Genomic DNA, 20799 nt, shown 5'->3' with positions numbered 1-20799 from the left:
TTATCCTAACAAAAACACAAATACCAGTAACAACCCACCCCTGCAACCGCTTCTTTACAATCCACACTTTAATTTTACCGCTATCTCTATCCAAACTACCCACTCTTATCACTATATTACTACACAAGAGTGTAAGGCATTTTCTAGATAGAACAGCCCATAAATAGAATTTATCGCAAAAAATGCGCAATTAAGGTTTTTTGTTGATTGTTGTGTGGGTTAGTAACCTGCCTGCGGCTTGTGTAAGCACAGATTAGGCAGTAGGCTTATTAGGTTAGGCTGAAATTAGCGGTTGATAACTATGGCTCCTGAAGGCTATGTGGAGTATAAACGGCGAGAATTCTGTAAAGATGTCCAATGTCCAGTACAAATAGAACTAAACAAACAGGTTGAGGGATCAACGGCATATGAACAGACACGTGAAAAATGCAGCCAATCGTGTCTATATACGACATGGCAATTCCATCACTGGCTTATAGAAAAAGGTTACTTAATTCTAAGACCCCTCTAAAAATAAACCTCACACCGAATTTGGGAATAAAAATAAGTAGAACCTAACTATTTACCTGCCAGCATGCTAAAGTATAAAGGTTGTTGCTACATAAAGCGAACAGTACTACTGACTGTTATTACTATGTTTTTAATAGGGATTGTTTCAGCAACCCTTATCATGGCAGATAACGTCTCCCCTACTGACAAGACTGTCTATGTTGGTGTAACTTACGAGGGGGACACAGTCGATGGCGCAAAACAGCTAATCGACAAAGTCAAAACCTACACTAACCTCTTCATACTCTCTTCAGGAGAACTAAACTTCACAGAGGTAGAAGAAATCGGTGACTATACAATCGCCGCTGGACTTAACTTCTCAGTATACATTGGTACCAACGCGGGCAATGCTGTTACACAGGAATGGCTTGATAGGATACCACAACGATGGGACAACCATTTCATAGGAATATATTTTTATGATGAACCGGGCGGAAAAATGCTCGATGATCGAGTATGGTTTACAGAGCCAAATAGAAGCGTAGCAAAAGAAGCCGATGGCTCTATCAGCATAGGTGAATGGATCAAAGATAGCCGTCAGAGTTATTATTACCCCAACAGCACCATAAAAGTAACTACAATCGCACCAGACAAAACAAAAAATGGTACACTCCACATTTCTCATCCAGACCATTCATATGAGATTATACAAAATATTCCTTGTCCAGAAGAACTATATATTGAATACCCAAATGGAACAACTGTTCGATTTGAGTACGATTACCGATACCGAATAGAGTCGGAGGTCATGTATTATCCTAATGATGATATCACCGTTTTGGATAAAATTGGAGAGTGGGACAACCAAGAGTACACGTTCTACACAATGACAAATGGCAGTGCACGAATCACTGAAGTGGAACCCCGAAGTGTGGTTCTAGATAGAAATCCCTTCAACACCTGCGATGGAACCGCTCAAGCATTTGAAGCTGAATACGCAAGACGTATGCAATTCTTAGAAAACGTCTCAGTACCTCTGTTTACCGCGGATTATGCACTACATTGGTGGGATTTCCGCGGAGGATATGATATGGTACTTGCCGAGTTAGGCTGGAACAACACTATCGAACAGGAGATTGGGTTGGTGCGGGGGGCCGCAAATTTGCAAGGCAAAAGCTGGGGCACCATCATCACCTGGAAATACACACAGCGACCCTTTCTTGCTGATGGACAAGAGATATTTGAACAAATGAAAACATCATACGAAACAGGCGCAGAATACATCATTGTCTTTAACTACTCTGAAGACCCCACAAACCCAAACACCCTCGAAGACGAACACTATCAGGCGCTGGAGCGCTTCTGGACAGAGGTGGTCCAAAACCCAGACGTCACCCATGGCAGCATAAAAGCCGAAGCCGCCCTAGTATTACCCAAAAACTTTGGCTGGGGCATGCGCAACCCCCAAGACACAATCTGGGGACTATGGCCAGCAAACGATACCTGCCAACAAATCTGGAACCAAGTACACACCCAGCTAGACAAGTACGGTTTAAAACTCGACATAGTCTATGACGATCCAGATTACCCCGTAGCAAACCGATACAGTAACATCTACTATGTAAACGCCCCTTTTCCGTATATGTGGCTAATAGCTGCCATTTTGTTACTCCCTATAACCGCTGGCATCCTGCTAATCTATTTCAAACGGCGAAAAAACCAAACAACAAAACCAGTTACCCTATAGTGCATATTGGATAACTTTTCCAATAAAAGCACTTAATTTTTCAGGGTGTTTAACAGAATAGTTATGCCGTATTTCATATACATATTCATAAAACTACTCAAAGTCAAATAGCGTTCAAAAAGAGTCTTGTAGGTTAGCCTTCGGCAAATCAAATAGCTGTTTGTTTAGCATAAGGTTATTTAATTCTCAGATCAACTGCTTTTTGGAGAAATTTATTATGGATTGGGGTATGAAAAACCGTTTGAGTCGGCTCTTTGAGAAAGATGGAAAGGCTTTGTTTTTGCCCATTGATCATGGTTACTTCCAAGGTCCAACACGTTGCCTTGAGAAGCCGGCGGAGACAATTAAACCGATTTATCAGTATGCTGATGCTTTGATGCTTACTCGTGGTGTGTTGCGTAATTGTGTTGATCCAGCTATCGAGAAACCGATTATTATGCGGGTTTCTGGTGCGGTTTCAGTTGTTGGGGAAGATCTAGCTGATGAGTCGTTAGTTACCTCCATTGGGGAAATTTTGCGTCTTAATGCCTCAGCTGTGTCGATGTCGGTTTTTGTTGGCAGTAAATATGAGAACAAGAGTTTAACCAACTTGTCCAAGCTTGTTGATGAGTGTGAGGACTATGGTGTTCCGGTCATGGCTGTTTGTGCTGTGGGTAAAGAACTGGAAAAGCGTGAGGCACGTTATCTAGCGCTCTCCGCTAGAATCGCCGCCGAGATCGGTGCTCGTGTTGTTAAAACCTACTACTGTCAAGAGAATTTTGAAAAGATCATTAACGGCTGTCCAGTACCTGTTGTTATTGCGGGTGGACCTAAGACGGAGACTCAGCGGGAAGTCTTTGATTTTGTCTATGATGGTATGCAGAAAGGTGCGGCAGGGGTCAATTTGGGTCGCAATATCTGGCAGACAGAGTATCCTGTTGCATCTATCAGAGCCATCCGCGCTATAATTCATGAGGGTTATACTGCGCAGGAAGCTGAGGATCTCTACAATCAAATAAAAGCAGGCAAAACCTAATCAGCCTCTTTTTTGGGTGAATTTTATTGTTAGCTGCTTTTTATTATAACAATCATGATGTGCAGGTACAAGAGATTCCAACACCTAAAGTCGGTGAGGAAGAAGTTCGGCTCAAAGTGATGGCGAGCGGTATCTGTGGTAGTGATGTTATTGAGTGGTATCGTGTTCCCAAGGCACCGCGTGTGTTGGGCCATGAAGTCACAGGTATCATCGATCAAGTTGGAGACAAAGTTAAGAACTGGAATGGCGAACGGGTTTTTGTTTCCCATCATGTGCCTTGTTTTGAGTGCCGGCATTGCCAAAGAGGTAATCATACTGCCTGTCATACCCTCCACACTACCAACTTTTATCCCGGCGGTTTTGCTCAGTATGTGCTAGTTCCCAAAATCAATGTAGAACATGGCATCTATAGATTGCCTGATGCGATGAGTTTTGAGGAAGGCACCTTTATTGAGCCGTTGGCTTGCGTATCGCGTGGACAGAGATTAACAGGACTCAAAAAAGAAGATACGGTTCTTATCATTGGCAGCGGCATCAGCGGTATTCTCCACGCTCAGCTCGCCAAATATCATGGTGTTGAGAACATAATTGTCGCTGATATCAACCCCTATCGGTTAGAGTTGGCCAAGAAATTTGGTGCGCACCATGCGCTTGATGCTAAAACCAACCTATCAGAGAAACTGCGAGAGTTAACGGGACATTTAGCTGATCAAGTCATTGTTTGTACTGGTGCAATCTCAGCGGCTATGGCCTCGATGGATTGTGTGGAAAATGGGGGTTCGATTCTGTTCTTTGCTGTGCCTGATCCAACTGTGAAACTACAGGTGCCTATCAATCAGTTTTGGCGTAACGAAATCACCATGCGCACAAGCTACGGTGCGGCACCCAATGATATCGAAGACGCATTGGCCGTTTTGTCAACAGGCAAGCTCAACGTTAAGGACATGATTACCCATCGACTGCCGCTCACTGAAGCTCAGGAAGGTTTTCGGTTGATGGCTGAGGCGGGTAATTCGCTAAAAGTCATATTAGAACCCAACCAAGCATAAACATAAAACCAACTTTTCTTTTTATTTTGTTATGCCCGATTTGTATGATGTAATTAGGCAACGACGAAGTATTCGTAGCTATCAGTCTAAACCAGTTCCCAAAGAGGTTGTACAAACGGTTTTGGAGACGGTGGCTTGGGCGCCTTCGGCACATAACAGTCAGCCGTGGCGGTTTATTGTCTTAGAGGATGCTCAAGTTAAGCGGGATTTGGCTGAGCAGATGGCAGATGTTTGGGCAATAGATGTCGCAAGGGATAATCATGGGGTTGATGCTAAAACGCGCAGTGAACGGGTAGAGCGCTTTGCAGGTGCCCCGGTGTTGATTTTGGCATGCTTAACAATGGAGGGTCTTAGGAAATTTTCCGATGAAGTGCGGCAGAGTATTGAGCGGGATTTGGCGGTGGCGAGTTTAGGTGCAGGTATCCAAAATCTGCTTTTGGTAGCCCATGCAATCGGTTTGGGTACTTGCTGGTATTGTGCACCTGCCTTCTGTAGGCAACTTGTGCAGGAAACCCTAAAGATCCCCAAACATGTTGAACCACATGCATTCATTATACTTGGTTATCCAGATGAACAACCATCGGCACCACCCAGAAAAAAAGTCACTGATTATTGTTTTATCCTTTGATCGTTAAATACAGCGCTCACAAATTTTCAGACTTATGAGGGATGTTTCAGAAAGTTTAGCGGGACGCGTTGCCTTGCTTGATTTGTTTCCACTCTCCCAAAATATCTCCACCATATGGCATCTGCGGCACAATAATCACCTACCGGTAGATTGCATGCTATAAGGTATTAAGCATTCCACAACTTGCCATTTTACTGTTCTCCAGAAGATACTGGTTTATCTGGAATGAATTCCATCGACAATGAATTAACACAGTGTCGTGTATTCCTCTGGGTTAAGTGCTCACCTGTGAAGACATGCCCGAGGTGGGCACCGCAGTTGGCACATTCAATTTCTACTCGTATACCATCAGGATCAGGTAACCGTTTCACTGCGCCGGGGATTTCTTCATCAAAGCTGGGCCAGCCGCAGTCGGCCTCAAATTTGTGCTCTGAACGGTACAGTTTGGCCCCGCATCTTTTGCAGATATAGGTACCTTTTCCCCAGAAAGTATTGTATTTACCGGTAAAAGGCATCTCAGTGTCTTTGTAGACTATAATTTGTTCTTCTTCAGCGGAGAGTTTTCTTTGCTGTTGAGAATCTGACAAAACAAATACCACCACTACATTATAGAAGCAGGATGTTAAAAGGCTTCTAACTAACAGATATAAACCGCATCGGGCATTTTTATAATGAGGCTTTTTTATGGTTGAAATAACTCGGCTTTTTTGGAAAAAGGCATTTACTGCAGATAATTTTGAACTTGGTGAAATTAACAGCGCTGACGTAGACATGGATACCTGGCAGATAAAGAGCATGTTTGTTAATTTGACTGATGAGTCGACACAACGGCTTGGGTTTAAGCAACCCTTTCTTGGTAAGGTTACAGTTTGTCTTCCAGTTTCCGCCGTTAGAACCATAGCGGATCATGCAATACTAAATCAGACATTTGAGCAACTCCGTAACCTCAAACAGTGTAAAGAGTAACAACCTAATCTGGAAGTAACAGTTTATTTTTTGTATACTATGCAAACTGTGTAACTAAAAGCAGACAATATAAGCAGGCAACAAACAAGGCATGCCGCAAGCGGGCACATTTAACAGTTATTTTAAAGTTAAAAATGCAGAGTCTATCCAAGAATAGCTGGATAGGTTAGCGGGGAGAAGAGGCGCTATGCACCTCTTGTTTAGCGTCTTCTTTGTTTTTTTTATTTTTGGGTTTAAAGGTGAAGGTTATAGCGATGAGTTGTACTGCAAACATGATGACGTTTACGATGGTCCATTTATCAACTAAGATCATTGGACGGCTCGTATCCTCTGTAAGCAGAAACACAATAAAACCCCCAATACCCATAATGCCCCCTAAGACAAACCACAAGGTTCGATACCGCTTCTGCTTTCTCACTTCTTCTTTGGCTTCTCTTTGATTAGCTCCATACTTATCCTGATTAGCCGGTGTTTGCTTTTCTTGTGGTTGTTTTGTTTGTTTTTGTTTGCGTGATAATAACACCCAAACCACCAACAGAATAGCCAATACCAAACCCACTATACTTAAAATCAAGTTTACCAGAGCCCAAGCGGGTAACTCGTTCTCATCTGTACCACCGCCAATGGGAGGAGCTGATGGACTGGGTGAAGGCGATAAACTAGGTAAAGGCGAGGGACTGGGAGATGGAGATGGGCTGGGTGTGGGTTTATTTGATGATCCACCTCCACCACTACTGCCGCCACCGTTTTGGCTGTATCGCGCAATAACTGTTAGATCAGAGGTGATGTTGGTAAAGGTGGAGGGGCTCCAACCGGTAAATGTATACCCCACACGTGATGGATTAGCCGGTGCAGTTGCATTACCGCCATAGGAAACTTGCTCAGATTTTAAGAGTCTTCCATCCCAATCTACAAACTGTACTGTAAACAGCTCTGGGTTGGGTTCTTGTTTCCATTGTGCTGTGTAGATAGCATTTTCTGTAACTGTTTCGCTGGGTATTGGATTCCAACCGGTAAATATCCAGCCGATTTCACCTGTTACTTCAGGTGATTTAGGTGTTGGGATACCAAAGGAAAGATCAGTTGTGACTTGTTCATCAAAGGTGCCATGTTCGCCCGGTTTGTAGGTTACTGTGTATTTGGTTTGAGTCCATACTGCATATAGAACGGTGTCAGTTTGTATGGTAAATTCGGAGTCAACTGTGTAGGTTGGTATGTCTGCGGTGGGGTTTGTTGCCCATCCAAGGAAAGTATAGTTTTCGCGGATTAAGCTACCTTGACTTAATACTACTACTGTACTTCCACGGATATAGGGACTGTTAGTGTCTATGGGCACTACACCCCCTGTATTGCCATTACCGTTGTATGTTACTGTATAGCGGCTTACACCGCCAGTTTGTTGCCATTGAGCATATAAGATAACCCTACCAGTAGTGTTTTGGGGGATACTGTAGCTAACGGTTGAAGTTGTTAAAGCGGGAGTTCCATCAGAATAAATTGCGATCCAGCCTACAAAGAGGAAGTTTGTTCTAGAGGGTGCCGCTATGCTAAGGGGGAGATCAAGCGCAGTGTACATAGAAGGATTACTTGGTGCATTAGTTCCACTAGACAGTACATAGACGATATTGTATGCAATGGGCGTCCAGTTTGCTGTGAGTGTAACATTATTTGCAGGCATAATAAAAGAGGTAGTAGCACTTGTGTTGTTCTCAAGCCCAACCGTTACATCGTCAACTGTCCAGCCAGAGAAGTCATAACCCTTGCAATTGCCTGCACGAATGGTAACATTGGTGCTTTCAATATACTTACCTGCACCAGATAACTCGCCGGCAAAGCTGTCATTAATGGTCACAACATACTCAGGTAAACCGCGGGAATTGATAAAGATGGCTTCAGAGAGGTTTTCCGATATGGTGCCGCTTGCACCTGTTGAGGTTGTTGTATAACCGTCCTGATTTGCCTCCTGTTCAATAACGGTATAGTTTATTCCTTGAATTATACCTTCGATGAGTTTGTTCTCACCACCCTTTAATGGAATGGTGGTTCCGTTTACAATGCCATCATATGTGCCGCCGTCACTAAAGGTTATGGTGAAGTGGAAAGTTTTTGTGTCCTCTGCTCTATTGCCTGAAAGAATTTTTTTTATATCAAGATTGCCCTTTTGTATCTTCATTTCAGTTTTTGCTTCATTGCTAGGTACTTCATAGGTTTGCCCCTTTCCGTTAATTATAAGGTCACCTGTAAGTCTTAGAAATTCACCTTCTTCAAACTCTGTAGCAACCATATTGCAGTTAAATTCGAAATTTAACTCCAGGTCTGTCGTGGTGTTCCAGTCATCTTTTAGTTTAAGGGTCAAAACAACTTCGTGGGTAGCTGTGTTCCAAACAGGTATGTCTTTGATCTCAAAGATATCGCTTGTTAGAACCAAGTTTGAGAGATCAGGAGTTGTACGGGAATCAGGATAGAGGATAAGTTGAAATTGTGTGTTTTCGTTGTTGTGTCCATCGGCTATTAGTGCGGCGTGTAGTCCTTGCGGCATATTGTATGAAGTGGTGTAGTTGATGGTGTAGTCGTTAGCGGTTAGGTCATAGTATAATGTTGGGGGTCCGGTGATGATGATTTCACCGTATACAGTTGTGGGTTGAACAAGGGCCACAGTAGCACCGTTTGGGTATGCATCAAGAGGAACAGATACAACAATGTGATCGGCATTGCCTACGCGGATAATTGATGTCGGGTAGAGTTTGAGTGGAATGTTGGTATCTGCTATGCCGTCAGCTGTTGTTGCTTGTATGGCAACAAAATAGCTGTTAAGAGACGCGTTATAGTTAATCCCACCCGTGCCTGTTGTTGGTTTTGGTATGGAGTATTTTGCACTGCCGTTTTTTTGTAACCAGAACCCAATAACATTACCGTTGTTAGTGGGCATGGTCCAGTCTTTGGGCAGGTTTGATTGGATATTTGTGTAGGTTGCTGTGTTTGGATTGCCGATTTTAAAATCCGCGCTTATGGGGTATACGTTTCGGCCAGCAACACGTGCGTATCCCGTTTCAATGGTGACATTGTCTTGGTTTATGAAAAGATAACGTTGGATATGATACCCAAAGAGAATGTTGGGGTCCACTGTTACACCCGAGACTGTGCCTGCGTTTAGTGTAAGCTTGCCCACGGTACCATCTGAGCCGCTTTCATAGAGATGTAGCGCTTGATCACCATTTTCAATGATGCCACCATTCATCTCAAAACTTGCATCGCCCTTATTTACGGTTATACCGGGGTTGGCTACTGACCCGCTGTTTCCAGAAATGGTGCCGCCATTCATAACCAATTTTGAGCCGCTCTGCTGAACACTGGCTGCACCGCCGTAGGCGCCACCTCTAATGCTGTTGCCGGTAATTTCGCAACCGTCTTCTAGATATATTGTACCGCCGCTGACGATGTAGAGACCCCCGCCATTTGCTCCTAAGCCTAGTGAACCTGTTCCACCTGTGTTGTTGTTGATTTTGCCATGTATTTTTACTGAAGTGTTTGGGTTGCGAGAAACACATATGGCACCGCATTTTATGGCGTTGCTGTGTATGGTTGCGTTTGGACCGATAATAGCTGAACCAGAAATATGTGCAGCTGTATTGGTATGGTCGACAGTTGCGCTCCGGTCAAAATATATTGCACTTTTGACTCCTCTTCCGTTGCCGTTGGGATCGGTGTCCATGCCTTTATTGCCTATCATGTTGGAGATTTCGCCGTCCATGAAACATGCGATGGTTCCGGTGAATTTTATGGCGTGTGTGTTTGCAATGTTTGTAATTTTTGAGCCTGAGTGCATGTAGAGATAAGAATCTGCAATGCTTATGGCGGCCTCACCATTGGCGGCCCAGTTGTTTGTGGCTGTGTTGACTTCGCGGTTGTTTGTGTTTGCGTTGGGTCGAATATCGGTGATTAGGCTGTCGCTGTTAAGTACTACAGTGGCTTGGTAGCCGGCACGTATTGCGGTCATGCCTCCGAAGTTGTGTAGTTCGGCGCCTGTGTCTAATATGATGGTTGCAGAGAGGGCATAGGAGGAGACTATGGCGTCTTGGACATAGGCTGTGCTTGATTCATTACCATGTGGGGTTGGTGCGTAGCTAAATGTTGTACCTTCGTGAAGATATGCGTCGTCAAAGATGATGTTTTTGAGGGTTAAGGTGATTTTAGGGGCGGTTGTGGTTAGGTTTGTGCTTTGGATTTCTAGCATGGGTGGGTTGTACCAGCTGCGTGCGTTATCTGCTATAACAGTAAAGTTGGTGCCGCGGGTGACGGTAAGGGGTGTGTCACTGATGCTTGTGATAGTGACGCTGTGATCATAGTAGCGGGCACATGCGGTTGAGGTTAGATCAGTCATAACAATGACAAGATAATTTCCGTCTATTTCCTTGCCATTGATTATCTCTGCTGTTTTTGCTAGTGTTGCAAAAGGAGTGTCTGTAGATAAGCCGTCATTTGTGGTGTCGTTTCCATTTGCGGATACATAATATGTTGTATCGTATTGGTCGGTTCTTGTGAGGGCGTTTACGTTGTTGTTGGTTTGTATGATGAGGGCTGTTGTTATTATTAGTGTCAGGATGAGTAGTGTGGGTAGTAGGTAGTGTGTTATAATTTGTTTTGTTTTTGGTTTTTTGTTAGGTTGTATGTTGACTTTTTTTATGAGGAGGCGCATAACAGTTCACTTTATAATGTATTGTGAATTAATACATTTTTACAAGATATATCAGCATTATTAAGCCTACTGATGACTCACAAATGAATCGTAGATGGCGCTTAATGAATACAGGATTGTAGGTACACATCAAAAACATAAGCCAAAAACATACACCCACATATTTCCACCTAACAAGATAAAACACGATAACAACAACGACCTCACCAAAACAGTTAACAGCTAAAAGCTATAACAACCACAACCTTCCATCAATAAAAAAACAGCCTTAATTTTCTTAGACCCAATGATACCGATAAAACACCACACTCTTTTAAAAGAAGTAAAAAAAAGAGCAGAATCCACTTTCATCAAGTTTTTTCCTGGCAGATGTTAAGCAAGATTATTTGTGTTTACTACTTGCTCTTACTTAGCACTATGTTTGTGTCTAAACACAGCGATTAGAACACCGACTAAAACAGTCAAGATAGTGACGCCCATAAGTGTTAACCCAATGAACACGTCAACATCCACGGGCATCAATTTTTGAGTAGGATACAGAAAGGGTGGCGAAATGGAGGGTGTGACCATGATATTTGGGGTATCAAAAGGGTTGTTTGGAGAGGGTGAAAGTGGATAGATATTATTTGGAATACCAAGGGATGTGGATGCGTCTGAGATGTCGAGTTGAACATTATCAATATTGATTTCTTGTTGTCCCGAGCCATCGCTCCACCAGTCTTCACCCATTCCAGACATAAGACTTATGGGATGGGGTTTATCGGTGAATTCTTGCTGAGAAACATTAATCACAACTATACCATTAACTGCTAAAGTGGCCGTTTGGGCTTGATTGTTAATAGTTAGAACAATATGGTACCATGTATTGCTTGTTGGGGATGAACCGGTTGTTTGAAAAACATATGTGTAGATGAGACTTCCGCCTATCCACATGGACCATAGCGTTGAACCATCTATACCAATGCCAATGTTTCCGGCATTACCGCCTAAATCGGTTGAGTCACATACATAGAGAAAAAATATGGCACCGTTACCCTGTGGAGACCCATTGGGAACGTTTGCTACCAAAATATCTTGGGAGGCTATGATGGTGCTGTTTACTGTTGAGGTGAAACCGTCTCTTACAAGGTATGAACATGAATTGCTCCCAGCAGTTGGAGTGGGAACGATAAATCGGGCGATGCCGCCGCTAACACTTTGACTTGCGCCAGAAACAACAAATGATTGAGACCAGCGCTCAAAATTTCCAGAGGAAAAATTATCTGAAAACACCGTTGTAGCCCCTGCGGGTTTTAGGGGAACCACTAAAAGAACACTCAGAAGGACCAATAGACAAAATGCTACTAAACTCTTGTTCAACTAAATCAACCATCTTTTAAAATAGAATGAGCACTTGCTTGAACTACAGGGATAAATCGCTGGGTATCTAGAGGCTAAAGCTACGGCTCATATTTAATTAAAAACAATAATACTACAAGGGTACAAAGAATTTAAACAACATGTCAAGTCAGCGCTTAACCAAAAAGGGTTATAGAAAGTTAAGTTTTAGAAAATAGAGACAGTGCTTGTTTCATCAAAAGAGTAGCGTTTGTGTGCAACCGGCAGGTTAGGCGAGTCTTGCTTGGTGAAAGAGGGGGTTGGTGTTGATGCAGAGTTAGTGTTGTCTTATTTTGCGGTCTAGAAGTGTTCCATTGGATGCAACGAGTTGTATATCCAGAGGCATACTTCCAAGGGCGTGTGTGGCACAGCTCAAACAGGGGTCAAATGCTCGGATGACGGCTTCTACGCGGTTGAGCATGCCTTCTTGTAGTTCGCGTGCTTTGACGTATTTTTTTGCGACCTGGGTTATAGCCATGTTGTAGGCGATGTTGTTGTGCTCAGTGGCGATAACCATGTTGTTCCAAGTTATCATGCCCTGAGGATCGACTTTGTAGTGGTGAATTAGGGTACCGCGGGGAGCTTCTGTGACGCCTATGCCTTCAGGGTTGTTTACAAAGGCTTTTGAGCGAATGTTCTCAGATTGGATATCGGGATCAGATAAGAGACGCTTAGAGGTTTCGATACAGAACAACACCTCGATAAGACGAGCGTAGTGGTAGTGGAATGTGCTCTGAACAGGACCGTTTTTGCCTAGTTTTTTGAAGTCTTTGAGTGCCTCATCGGCTAGGGGTGTGCCACAGTGAGAGGCAACATTTAGACGCGCTAGGGGGCCGACACGATAAGCACCGCTGGGATAGCCGACGTTTTTGAAGTAGGGGAATTTCATATAAGACCATGGCTCCACGGCTTCACCTATGAAGTCTTGGTATTTTGCGGGGTCTACACATTCGACGACTGTAGCTCCGGTTGGGTCTATGATTCGGAGTTTGCCGTCATAGTGCTCTAAGCCGTCGTCGGGGGTTACTAGGCCCATGTAGTAGGTTGGGAAACTACCAAAGTTTGCTACTTCTTCTTGGAGGCCATCGAGCATTTGTTTGTACATATCCAGCGTTTTTTGTGCGGCATCAAGAGCTTCGGGGAGATTGGCACGGAGGTAGTCGGCGCGTTCTTGTGTTAGAGGCCATTTGGCACCTCCGGGTTGAACCCATTCGCTGGAATGGATTTTTTTGCCTGCTATCTTCTCGATGATGTCTTGTCCGAATTTGCGCAGTCGAATGCCGCGCATGGCTAATTCGGGTTCTTTGTCTATTAATCCGAAAATGTTACGTTGCAAAGGGTTTGAGTCAAATCCCATCAAAAAATCAGGTGAGGAGAGGTGGAAGAAATTTAATGCATGAGACTGGATTAGTTGGCCCATGTGCATGAGGCGCCTGAGTTTTATAGCTGTTTTTGGAGGGTTAACGCCAACGATTTGGTCGCAGGCTTTAGCGCTGGCTAAGAGGTGGCTCACGGGGCATATGCCGCAGGCGCGGCTGGTAATTGAGGGCATTTCATAGAATGGGCGGTTTTCTGTGAATTTTTCAAAGCCTCGGAAATCAGTGACTTTAAAGTTTGCTTCTTTGACTGTGTCATCATCGTTTAGATGGATGGTAATTTGTGCGTGTCCTTCAATCCGTGTAACGGGTGAAATTAAGATTTTTTTATCAGCCATACTTGGAATGTCCCTCCATGGTGGGTGTTCGCCCAGCCAGTAATTCGGTTAGTATATAGTTAATCAGATCGGCGTTTGGTGGGCAACCGGGGATGTAGTGATCGACTTTAATGATTTCGTGTAGGGGTCGGGCATGGGTGAGCAGTTTGGGTACTTGGTCAGGAATTTGAGCGTTAAGAACTGCTGGGTCTTTGTAGGCGCGTTCTAGGACTGCTTGGTCGGTGTGTGGCAAGCCATTGCGCAGTGCAACGACGTTGCCTGTAACTGCGCAGTCGCCTAGAGAAACTAGAATTGCTGTTCGGGATCGGATGGTTTTTAGCAGTTCTTTTTGTTCTTCGTTTGCCACAGCGCCCTCGATTAGGGTGATTGCGACATCTTTTGGGAACTCTTTTACATCAGCAAAGGGGCTGTATACCAGAGTGATTTTTTTTGCCAAGTCTATCAGTCGTTCGTCTTGATCTAGAAAGCTCATGTGGCATCCGCTGCAACCGCTGAGCCAGACTGTTGCGACGCGTATTTTTTGGTTTGGATTCATTTGAGGCGTTTCCTCCGCTCGACTATAAAGGCGGCGACATCGGGAATTTTGGTGGTTTCAATGTTTTCGCCTTCAACGTATATAGCTCCAACGGGGCAGACTTTGGCACATTTGCGGCAGGATGTACAGCTACAGGCTTTGACCCAGGGTTCGTCTTGGTCCATTATGACATCGGCGTTTTTGCCGCGGAATTTGAGGTCAAGAGTGTGGACGCCTTCGAGTTCATCGCAGACTCGAATGCATCGAGTGCAGAGAATGCAACGGTTAGGGTCGATTACCAAAGAGTCGTGGGTAGAGTCGATTTTGTTGGTACTCCAGTTTCGTTCATAGGAAACATGATCTATGCCGTGTTGATTGGCTAGAGCTTGGAGTTCACAGTGATCATTGGCAACACAAACTGCACAAATGTGAGTTCGTTCGGCCAGCAAGGTTTCTAATACCATTTTTCGGTATTCATAGAGTTTGGGGGACTGCGTGGTAACTTCCATGCCTGATGCAACAGGGGTGGCACATGCGGGGAAGAGTTTGCTTGTGCCGCTAACCTCAACTATACATAGTCGGCAACCACCGTAGGGTGTTAAACCGTCTAGATAGCAAAGGGTGGGGATGTTTATGCCGATGGCTTTTGCGGCAGTTAGTATGGTTGAGCCTTCGGTGCATTCAACGTCTATACCGTCGATTTTGAGTTTTAGAGTGTGGAGGTTCATTTGGTTTCGTCCTCGTCTCGGTTTTTAAAGCATACGCCCGCTTCGCATTCTTTGTTTTCTATGTGGCGCAGGTATTCGTTTTTGAAGTAGCGTAGAGTGGTAAGTACGGGGTTTGGTGCGGTTTGTCCTAGACCGCAGAGACTGGCTTCGCGTATGAAGCGGCAGGATTTTTCTAAGACCTCAAGATCGCTGTATTCACCCTGGCCGTGGGTGATTTTTTGGAAAATTTCTAGCATACGGGGTAGGCCTGCGCGGCAGGGGGTGCATCGACCGCATGATTCGTCGACGCAGAATTCTGTAAAGTATCGTGCGGTGTCTACCATGCAACTGTCTTCGTCTAGCACTACAATGCCGCCTGAGCCCATGATCGCTCCGACTTTGGTTAGAGAGTCGTAGTCTATGGGTACTTCGAGAAGTTGTTCAGGCAGACAACCTCCTGAGGGTCCACCGATTAGGGCAGCTTTGAATTTTTTACCATCAGGGATTCCGCCGCCGATGTCAAACACTACTTCACGCAGTGTGATGCCCATGGGGACTTCGATTAGGCCGGGGTTTTTTACTTTGCCGGTTAGGGAGAAGCATTTGGTGCCTGTGCATGCGGGGGTGCCGGTTTTGGAGAACCATGCAGCACTGTTTTGGATAATTAGGGGGATGTTTGCGAGGGTTTCCACGTTTTGTATAAGGGTGGGTTTTTGCCAGAGACCCGAGTTGGCGGGGTAGGGTGGACGGGGGCGGGGCATTGCTCGGCGGCCTTCAACTGAGGCTAAAATTGCGGTTTCTTCGCCTGCCACAAATGCGCCTGCTCCAAAGCGTAGAGTTAAATCAAACTTTAGAGAAGTTTCCAAGATGTTATCGCCTAGCAAGGACATAGCTTTGGCTTGTTCGATGGCTTTTTGGAGGGTTTGAATGGCCAGGGGGTATTCTTTTCGGATGTAGATGTAGCCTTTTTCTGCGCCGGTGACGTATGCGGCGATGAGCATGCCCTCGATTATGGCATGGGGATCGGCTTCGGCGATGGATCGGTTAGCGTAGACGCCGGGGTCGCCTTCGTCAAGGTTGGCAACGATGTATTTTGGGGTGTTGTTAGCTTGGACGACTAGGCGCCATTTTTGGCCTGTGGGGAAACCCGCGCCGCCTCTTCCGCGCAGTCCGCTGGATAGGATTTCGGTTATGATACCCTGGGGGGTCATGTCTGAGAGGCATTTGGCTAGTGCGGTGTAGCCGCCCATGGCTATGTAGTCTTGGATGCGGTTGGGATCTATTTTACCTGCGTTTCGCAGGACAAGGCGGTGTTGTTTTTTAAAGAATCCGCCGCTTTCATAGAGGAGTTCTTTGACTGGAGTGCCCAAAACGATGTGATCCCGAACTATGTTGTGGACTTTGTCGGGGGTTATGTTTTGGTAGAGATAAGCGCCGGGTTCGATAAGAACGGTTGGTCCGGCGGAGCATGCGCCTATGCAACCTGTGCGGGCGACTTTGCATTGTTTTTCTACGCCCAGTTCTTTGACAACGTCTTGGAAGGCTTTTATTAGTTTGGGGGCGTTGAGTGAGGTACAGCTACTAGAGCAACAGACGTTTATGCGAAAGTTGTAGGCACGTTCGAATTCAAGTTCCTGCTCGAGAATTTTGTGTAGATCAGACAGTTTCAGAGTTAGTTTCCCCCAAGACCTTCTTGATGTGTGCGATGACGACTTCTTTGGTGGCTTTTCCTATGACTACATCATCCACTGAGAGGATTGGTGCCATGGCGCATGCGCCTATGCATCGTGTTTGGAGTATGGAGAGTTTGCCATCCTCAGTTGAGCCGCCTCGTTTGAGGTTGAATTCTTTTTCTATTGCCGCTATGATAGGCTCGACACCTTTAACGTAGCATGCGGTGCCAAGGCAAGCGGTGACGACATGTTCGCCGGGTTTGCGGAGTTTAAAGAAGCTGTAGAAGGTGGCGACGCCATATACTTGACTGTGTGGAATGTTTAGTACCCCAGCGATTTCGGTGAGCAATTCTTTGTCAAGAAATCCATAGATTTCCTGTGCTCCATGCAAAATCTCTAAAAGAGCGCTTTCCTGATAGTCATGGTCTTTTAGAACCTTTTCAAGCATCCCACGACGTTTATCATCTTTCAACGATGTTTCTCCACTTGGTAATTTTTCTACATCAGTAAGGTTTAGTCTCATCTATAAAAATCTATAAGGGCGCAAACAAAAAAATCAAGCAATACCTGGCTACTTATTTTGTCACCATTTATTGTAGAAACCGACGCATCAGAGGTTAAAAATACACCTGTATTAGTTAAAGGAGGAATGATCAGGAGAAAAACACTGGTATTTTCACTGAAATATCTGTTAGTTGCGGGGAAATCAATTAATAATTTGTGGGATTGTTTTTTAGTGGCCTGTTTAGGCACATATGTATTATGTGTGGTAAAGTTTGGTCAGAGAGCAGGTGGGCAGGCTTGGTCTTGTGTGTGATGAGTTGCCTGAATACATTTATATTAGGCGTCATTGTTTTAGTGCAAGGAAAAACTACAGGATAGAGTACCTTTGATGACTCCTCATGACGTTCCATCTTCAATGTTCATCGATCGTTTAGCAAAGTATCTTATGGAAAATGTTGATGAAGTGCAACCTTTGCCATGGGCACCCTTCGCTAAGACCGGCTCTCATGTTGAGAAACAACCACAGAATCCAGCATGGTGGTATACAAGAAGCGCATCTATAATGCGTAAAGTTTACGTTCACGGTCCAATCGGTCTGGAGAACCTCCGCTCAGATTATGGCGGAAGAAAAAACCGGGGCAGTAAGCCGAATCGGGCTACAAAAGCCGGAGGGAGCAACATACGTAAAGCTCTCAAACAACTTGAAACAGCCGGTTTAATCCAAGTTACTCGTCCAAAGGGTAGAATCATGACACCCAAAGGACGCAAGCTAGCACAGGAAGTTGCAGGGGATCTTGCAAAAGAACTCTTCAAGACTACACCTGAGCTCAAGAAGTATCAAGGCGAATAGGAAACCATGTCAGATGACGAGCTTGAGCAAATTCGTAAAAGAAAGCTTCACTCGATGCAGAATCGAGTAAGCGATGACCAGAGACAAGCTCAAGCCGAACAACAAATTGAACAACAAAAACAGGCGCTCTTAGCAAAGATTTTGTCGCCTGAAGCACGGCAAAGGCTAAATAACCTGAAAATGGTTAAACGAGACTTTGCTGAACAAATCGAGTTGCAGCTCATCGAGATGGCTCAAACCGGCAGATTGCCGATTCCACTCTCAGATGTACAGCTCAAATCGATCCTACTACAGCTTCAATCACGGAAGCGAGAGACAACCATCAGAAGGATATAGAAAATGGCAAGAGTAAAACCAACCGCGAAAAAACTCCGCTTAGCTAAAGCCGGCAGAGAGTCGCAGTCCGTACCAACATGGGTCATAGCAAGAACTGACGGTAAAGTCAGAATGAATCCCAAATCTAGGCGCAACTGGCGGACTAGCAAAATAAAGCCGTAAGGAGAAAATAGCCATGACAAAAGAAACTGAACAAGAACAAGTACTACAAGAAGAACTGGAAGAGTTAGCAGAATTACCAGAAGGCACAATAGAGGAAACAGCCGAACCAGAACAAGCAGTAGCTAAAGAAGAAGCGGCATCACAAAAAACCCAAGCTAAAGAAGAAGCCAAAGCCCAACGCAAAAAGAAAGATGACGACATCGTTGAAGAAAGATTTTACACCATTCCACTCCAAAGAGCCCTTGTTCGTCCACCTAAAAAGCGCGCACCACGCGCTATGCAGATCATCAAACTCTTTGCAGCTAGACATATGAAACTTCAAACCAAAGTCACTGAAGAAGACGAAGGTGAAGAATTACCACAGGTTATCATCGCCCCAGAAGTTAATGAAAAAGTTTGGGGCCGAGGAATCGAGAAACCTCCACGCAGAATCAAAACGCGTGTAACCAAAGACAAAGACGGTTACGTAACCGTTTACTTGGCAGAAAACCAATAAACACTTCTTCTTTTATTTTAAAACTATTTTTAATCAAACAAACAAACTAAGCGTAGCTGAAAAAATGTTGAATTAAAATCAACAAACTACACTCAACCAACAACAACTCAAAAGTTAAGCAACACTCTAACAACCAACAACGTCCAGAACACAAAACATCAACCAAAAAACCACCCAAATATTTGAAGACCCGGACTTGACATAAAAAAATAGAGAGTGTTTTAAAAAGGATTATGAACAAGGTTCCAGATTTCCTCTCGTGAGCCATTGACATGAAAACGAGCAAACAACGACACAGTTAAATCAATCATACACAAACTCCTTGAAACAATACAAGTCTTCCGACGAAACCGCCCACACCAATGACACTGACAAAAATTATTACGCTCCACCCCATGCGTCTGCGCCTTAGTTTGAGTAAGTAACTCTGGCGGAATCAACTCCGCATAAGCCTCCCAGTTATCAGCAAAGAAAACCTCAACCTTCAACAATTCAAGACGGTCAAACATCTCTTTTAGAGTTTGAGCGCTTCGGTTTCCGCATTCCCAATCAACAAGCTCACCGGTAGTTCTACAGTACGCCTTCCACACCCAGACCTTGTTTTTTTTGAATGTAAAAAGTGCCACATCTCATCAAGCTCAATAACAACCTCACCCTGAGGGGCGGGTTTTTCATAGGTTTTAAGTGCAAAATTTCTTACCCAATATAAAATTGTGGAAGACTCTACTTTAAACATTCGACCAATAGCATTCATTGATAGCCCAATCACGTAAAGATACAGGGCAAAAGCTCGTTTTGTGGTGTTTTTGCCGTCTGTTTGAGTGAATTGGTATTTGCAGTCTTTACATTTGAAGCGTTGTCTGTTGTGGTTAAAGCCTGCTTTTACACAATGCTCTTTTCCACACTTTGGGCATCTCATAACTATTCTACATACAAACGGCTAAACCGTCTTATAATCCTTTTTGCAACACTCTAAAAAAATAATATAGCACCAGAAAACAAAGATTGTCAAGCAAAACAAAAAAGAAGACAAATTTACCAAATAGGGCTTGTCAGTAACGGATTGGAAATAAATGAAGTCGAAGCGCTTCCGTGAACTTTAAATGGGGGAGTCTAGAACAGTATTGTTCAAGTACAGGACAGTGAAGATTTTTGACTGTTTACCTATCCAGTATCGTGGGAAGCGCAAGCATCGGCGTATACGCCTTAGCAACAGAGAACATAGTAATTATTCCAGTAATGGTTACCCAAGAGAAAGCTCAGGAATACGCAGATTGGCTCAAAGCCCAACTCATCTACACTACTATCAGCGGTTCTGTTCTCGCCGGCGCCTTAGTATCAGCCAATAGCAACGGTATGTTGGTAGCCAATTCCATCCGTGGCGAAGAACTAGAACGCATAAAAAAAGTCTTCACAGGCAACATAACCATCATGGAAAGCAAAAAAACCGCATACGGCAACCTGATACTTGCCAACGACAAAGGTGCAATCGTAGACCCCCGCTTCAAACCCAAAGAAATCAACCAAATCGCAGACACACTAGGCGTAGAAGTCGTACCCTGTGAAATCGCCGCTCTACCCTATGTCGGCTCACTTGCAGTGGCAACCAACAAAGGTGTTTTGGCTCATCCACTCCTAAAAGAGGAAGAAAAGAAAACTCTCGAAAATATCTTCAAAGTTCCCGTTGATGTAGGTACAGTTAACTGCGGTATCCCCTATGTCGGCACAGGCCTACTAGCCAACAGCAACGCCTCCGTAGCAGGCTCCATGACTACCGGACCAGAAATGTTCATAATCGAACACGCCCTAGACACACTATAAAACAAAGCCATAGTTAAGCAACTTCCAGTTGTGCCTATACCAGTGGAATAAATCC

General features: G+C 44.4%; 20 protein-coding genes and 1 pseudogene. 11 read left to right on the top strand and 10 right to left on the bottom strand.

The genetic code is table 11. The annotated features are described in order from the left end of the window. Window positions 1-301 precede the first annotated feature (301 nt). The 5 genes from FWF39_RS01620 to FWF39_RS01600 all read left to right on the top strand — a co-directional run bounded on the left by FWF39_RS01620 (window position 302) and on the right by FWF39_RS01600 (window position 4928). On the top strand, window positions 302-511 hold the full coding sequence (locus FWF39_RS01620; RefSeq protein ID WP_343381691.1) for a hypothetical protein: 210 nt from the start codon (window positions 302-304) through the stop codon (window positions 509-511). 123 nt (window positions 512-634) lie between these two features. Then, on the top strand, window positions 635-2236 hold the full coding sequence (locus tag FWF39_RS01615) for a hypothetical protein (RefSeq protein ID WP_343381690.1): 1602 nt from the start codon (window positions 635-637) through the stop codon (window positions 2234-2236). Window positions 2237-2453: 217 nt separating this feature from the next. Next, complete coding sequence (lsrF, locus tag FWF39_RS01610; RefSeq protein ID WP_343381735.1) at window positions 2454-3251, top strand: 3-hydroxy-5-phosphonooxypentane-2,4-dione thiolase; 798 nt, start codon at window positions 2454-2456, stop codon at window positions 3249-3251. Window positions 3252-3277: 26 nt separating this feature from the next. Continuing rightward, window positions 3278-4300 (top strand): zinc-dependent dehydrogenase, encoded by a 1023-nt coding sequence (locus tag FWF39_RS01605; protein ID WP_343381689.1) that lies wholly within the window; start codon window positions 3278-3280, stop codon window positions 4298-4300. 31 nt (window positions 4301-4331) lie between these two features. After that, window positions 4332-4928, top strand: coding sequence for a nitroreductase family protein (locus FWF39_RS01600; RefSeq protein WP_343381688.1), 597 nt, complete (start codon window positions 4332-4334; stop codon window positions 4926-4928). A 191-nt stretch (window positions 4929-5119) separates the two neighbouring features. Here FWF39_RS01600 and FWF39_RS01595 read toward each other — a convergent pair whose 3' ends face one another. After that, the gene (locus FWF39_RS01595) at window positions 5120-5515 is read right to left on the bottom strand and encodes a methionine-R-sulfoxide reductase (RefSeq protein ID WP_343381687.1); all 396 of its coding nucleotides are present in this window, start codon (window positions 5513-5515) and stop codon (window positions 5120-5122) included. A 97-nt stretch (window positions 5516-5612) separates the two neighbouring features. Here FWF39_RS01595 and FWF39_RS01590 point away from each other — a divergent pair, with 97 nt between their 5' ends. Further along, window positions 5613-5894 (top strand): hypothetical protein, encoded by a 282-nt coding sequence (locus tag FWF39_RS01590; RefSeq protein WP_343381686.1) that lies wholly within the window; start codon window positions 5613-5615, stop codon window positions 5892-5894. A gap of 166 nt (window positions 5895-6060) precedes the next feature. Here the strand turns inward: FWF39_RS01590 and FWF39_RS01585 are convergent, their stop codons facing one another. From FWF39_RS01585 to FWF39_RS01550, 8 genes and pseudogenes are all read right to left on the bottom strand, one after another. Beyond that, window positions 6061-10590 (bottom strand): InlB B-repeat-containing protein, encoded by a 4530-nt coding sequence (locus tag FWF39_RS01585; protein ID WP_343381685.1) that lies wholly within the window; start codon window positions 10588-10590, stop codon window positions 6061-6063. A gap of 405 nt (window positions 10591-10995) precedes the next feature. Further along, entirely contained in the window at window positions 10996-11949 is a 954-nt protein-coding gene (locus FWF39_RS01580) for a LamG-like jellyroll fold domain-containing protein (RefSeq protein WP_343381684.1), read from the bottom strand. Between the two features lie 295 nt (window positions 11950-12244). Further along, entirely contained in the window at window positions 12245-13681 is a 1437-nt protein-coding gene (locus FWF39_RS01575; RefSeq protein WP_343381683.1) for a Ni/Fe hydrogenase subunit alpha, read from the bottom strand. Further along, on the bottom strand, window positions 13674-14216 hold the full coding sequence (locus FWF39_RS01570; RefSeq protein WP_343381682.1) for an oxidoreductase: 543 nt from the start codon (window positions 14214-14216) through the stop codon (window positions 13674-13676). Before FWF39_RS01570 ends, FWF39_RS01575 begins: the two co-directional genes overlap by 8 nt. After that, entirely contained in the window at window positions 14213-14923 is a 711-nt protein-coding gene (locus FWF39_RS01565; protein ID WP_343381681.1) for a 2Fe-2S iron-sulfur cluster-binding protein, read from the bottom strand. Before FWF39_RS01565 ends, FWF39_RS01570 begins: the two co-directional genes overlap by 4 nt. After that, window positions 14920-16272, bottom strand: coding sequence for an NADH-ubiquinone oxidoreductase-F iron-sulfur binding region domain-containing protein (locus tag FWF39_RS01560; RefSeq protein ID WP_343381680.1), 1353 nt, complete (start codon window positions 16270-16272; stop codon window positions 14920-14922). The genes FWF39_RS01565 and FWF39_RS01560 overlap by 4 nt, the downstream gene beginning before the upstream one ends. Window positions 16273-16293: 21 nt before the next feature. Continuing rightward, window positions 16294-16503 (bottom strand): annotated as a pseudogene (locus FWF39_RS01555) ((2Fe-2S) ferredoxin domain-containing protein); the annotation flags it as partial. Between the two features lie 55 nt (window positions 16504-16558). Further along, window positions 16559-17047, bottom strand: a complete 489-nt coding sequence (locus tag FWF39_RS01550; protein WP_343381679.1) for an NAD(P)H-dependent oxidoreductase subunit E — start codon at window positions 17045-17047, stop codon at window positions 16559-16561. Between the two features lie 417 nt (window positions 17048-17464). Here FWF39_RS01550 and FWF39_RS01545 point away from each other — a divergent pair, with 417 nt between their 5' ends. The 4 genes from FWF39_RS01545 to FWF39_RS01530 are packed head-to-tail and all read left to right on the top strand — an operon-like array spanning window position 17465 to window position 18923. Then, the gene (locus tag FWF39_RS01545; RefSeq protein ID WP_343381678.1) at window positions 17465-17929 is read left to right on the top strand and encodes a 30S ribosomal protein S19e; all 465 of its coding nucleotides are present in this window, start codon (window positions 17465-17467) and stop codon (window positions 17927-17929) included. Window positions 17930-17935: 6 nt separating this feature from the next. Further along, on the top strand, window positions 17936-18265 hold the full coding sequence (locus tag FWF39_RS01540) for a DNA-binding protein (protein WP_343381677.1): 330 nt from the start codon (window positions 17936-17938) through the stop codon (window positions 18263-18265). A 3-nt stretch (window positions 18266-18268) separates the two neighbouring features. Continuing rightward, a complete protein-coding gene (locus FWF39_RS01535; RefSeq protein WP_343380400.1) occupies window positions 18269-18427 on the top strand; it encodes a 50S ribosomal protein L39e in 159 nt (52 codons plus the stop codon). 13 nt (window positions 18428-18440) lie between these two features. Continuing rightward, a complete protein-coding gene (locus tag FWF39_RS01530) occupies window positions 18441-18923 on the top strand; it encodes a 50S ribosomal protein L31e (protein ID WP_343381676.1) in 483 nt (160 codons plus the stop codon). Window positions 18924-19437: 514 nt separating this feature from the next. On the opposite strand, the gene FWF39_RS01525 is transcribed toward FWF39_RS01530, so the two are convergent. After that, entirely contained in the window at window positions 19438-19842 is a 405-nt protein-coding gene (locus FWF39_RS01525) for a hypothetical protein (RefSeq protein WP_343381675.1), read from the bottom strand. Between the two features lie 233 nt (window positions 19843-20075). Here FWF39_RS01525 and FWF39_RS01520 point away from each other — a divergent pair, with 233 nt between their 5' ends. After that, window positions 20076-20744, top strand: a complete 669-nt coding sequence (locus tag FWF39_RS01520; protein ID WP_343381674.1) for a translation initiation factor IF-6 — start codon at window positions 20076-20078, stop codon at window positions 20742-20744. Window positions 20745-20799: the final 55 nt, after the last annotated feature.

It is taken from the genome of Candidatus Bathycorpusculum sp. (genome assembly GCF_009778815.1).
GTDB classification, from domain to species: Archaea; Thermoproteota; Bathyarchaeia; order Bathyarchaeales; family Bathycorpusculaceae; genus Bathycorpusculum; species Bathycorpusculum hydrogenotrophicum.
Note: the sequence above shows the minus strand (reverse complement) of the source record. Positions and strands in the feature narration are given on the sequence as shown.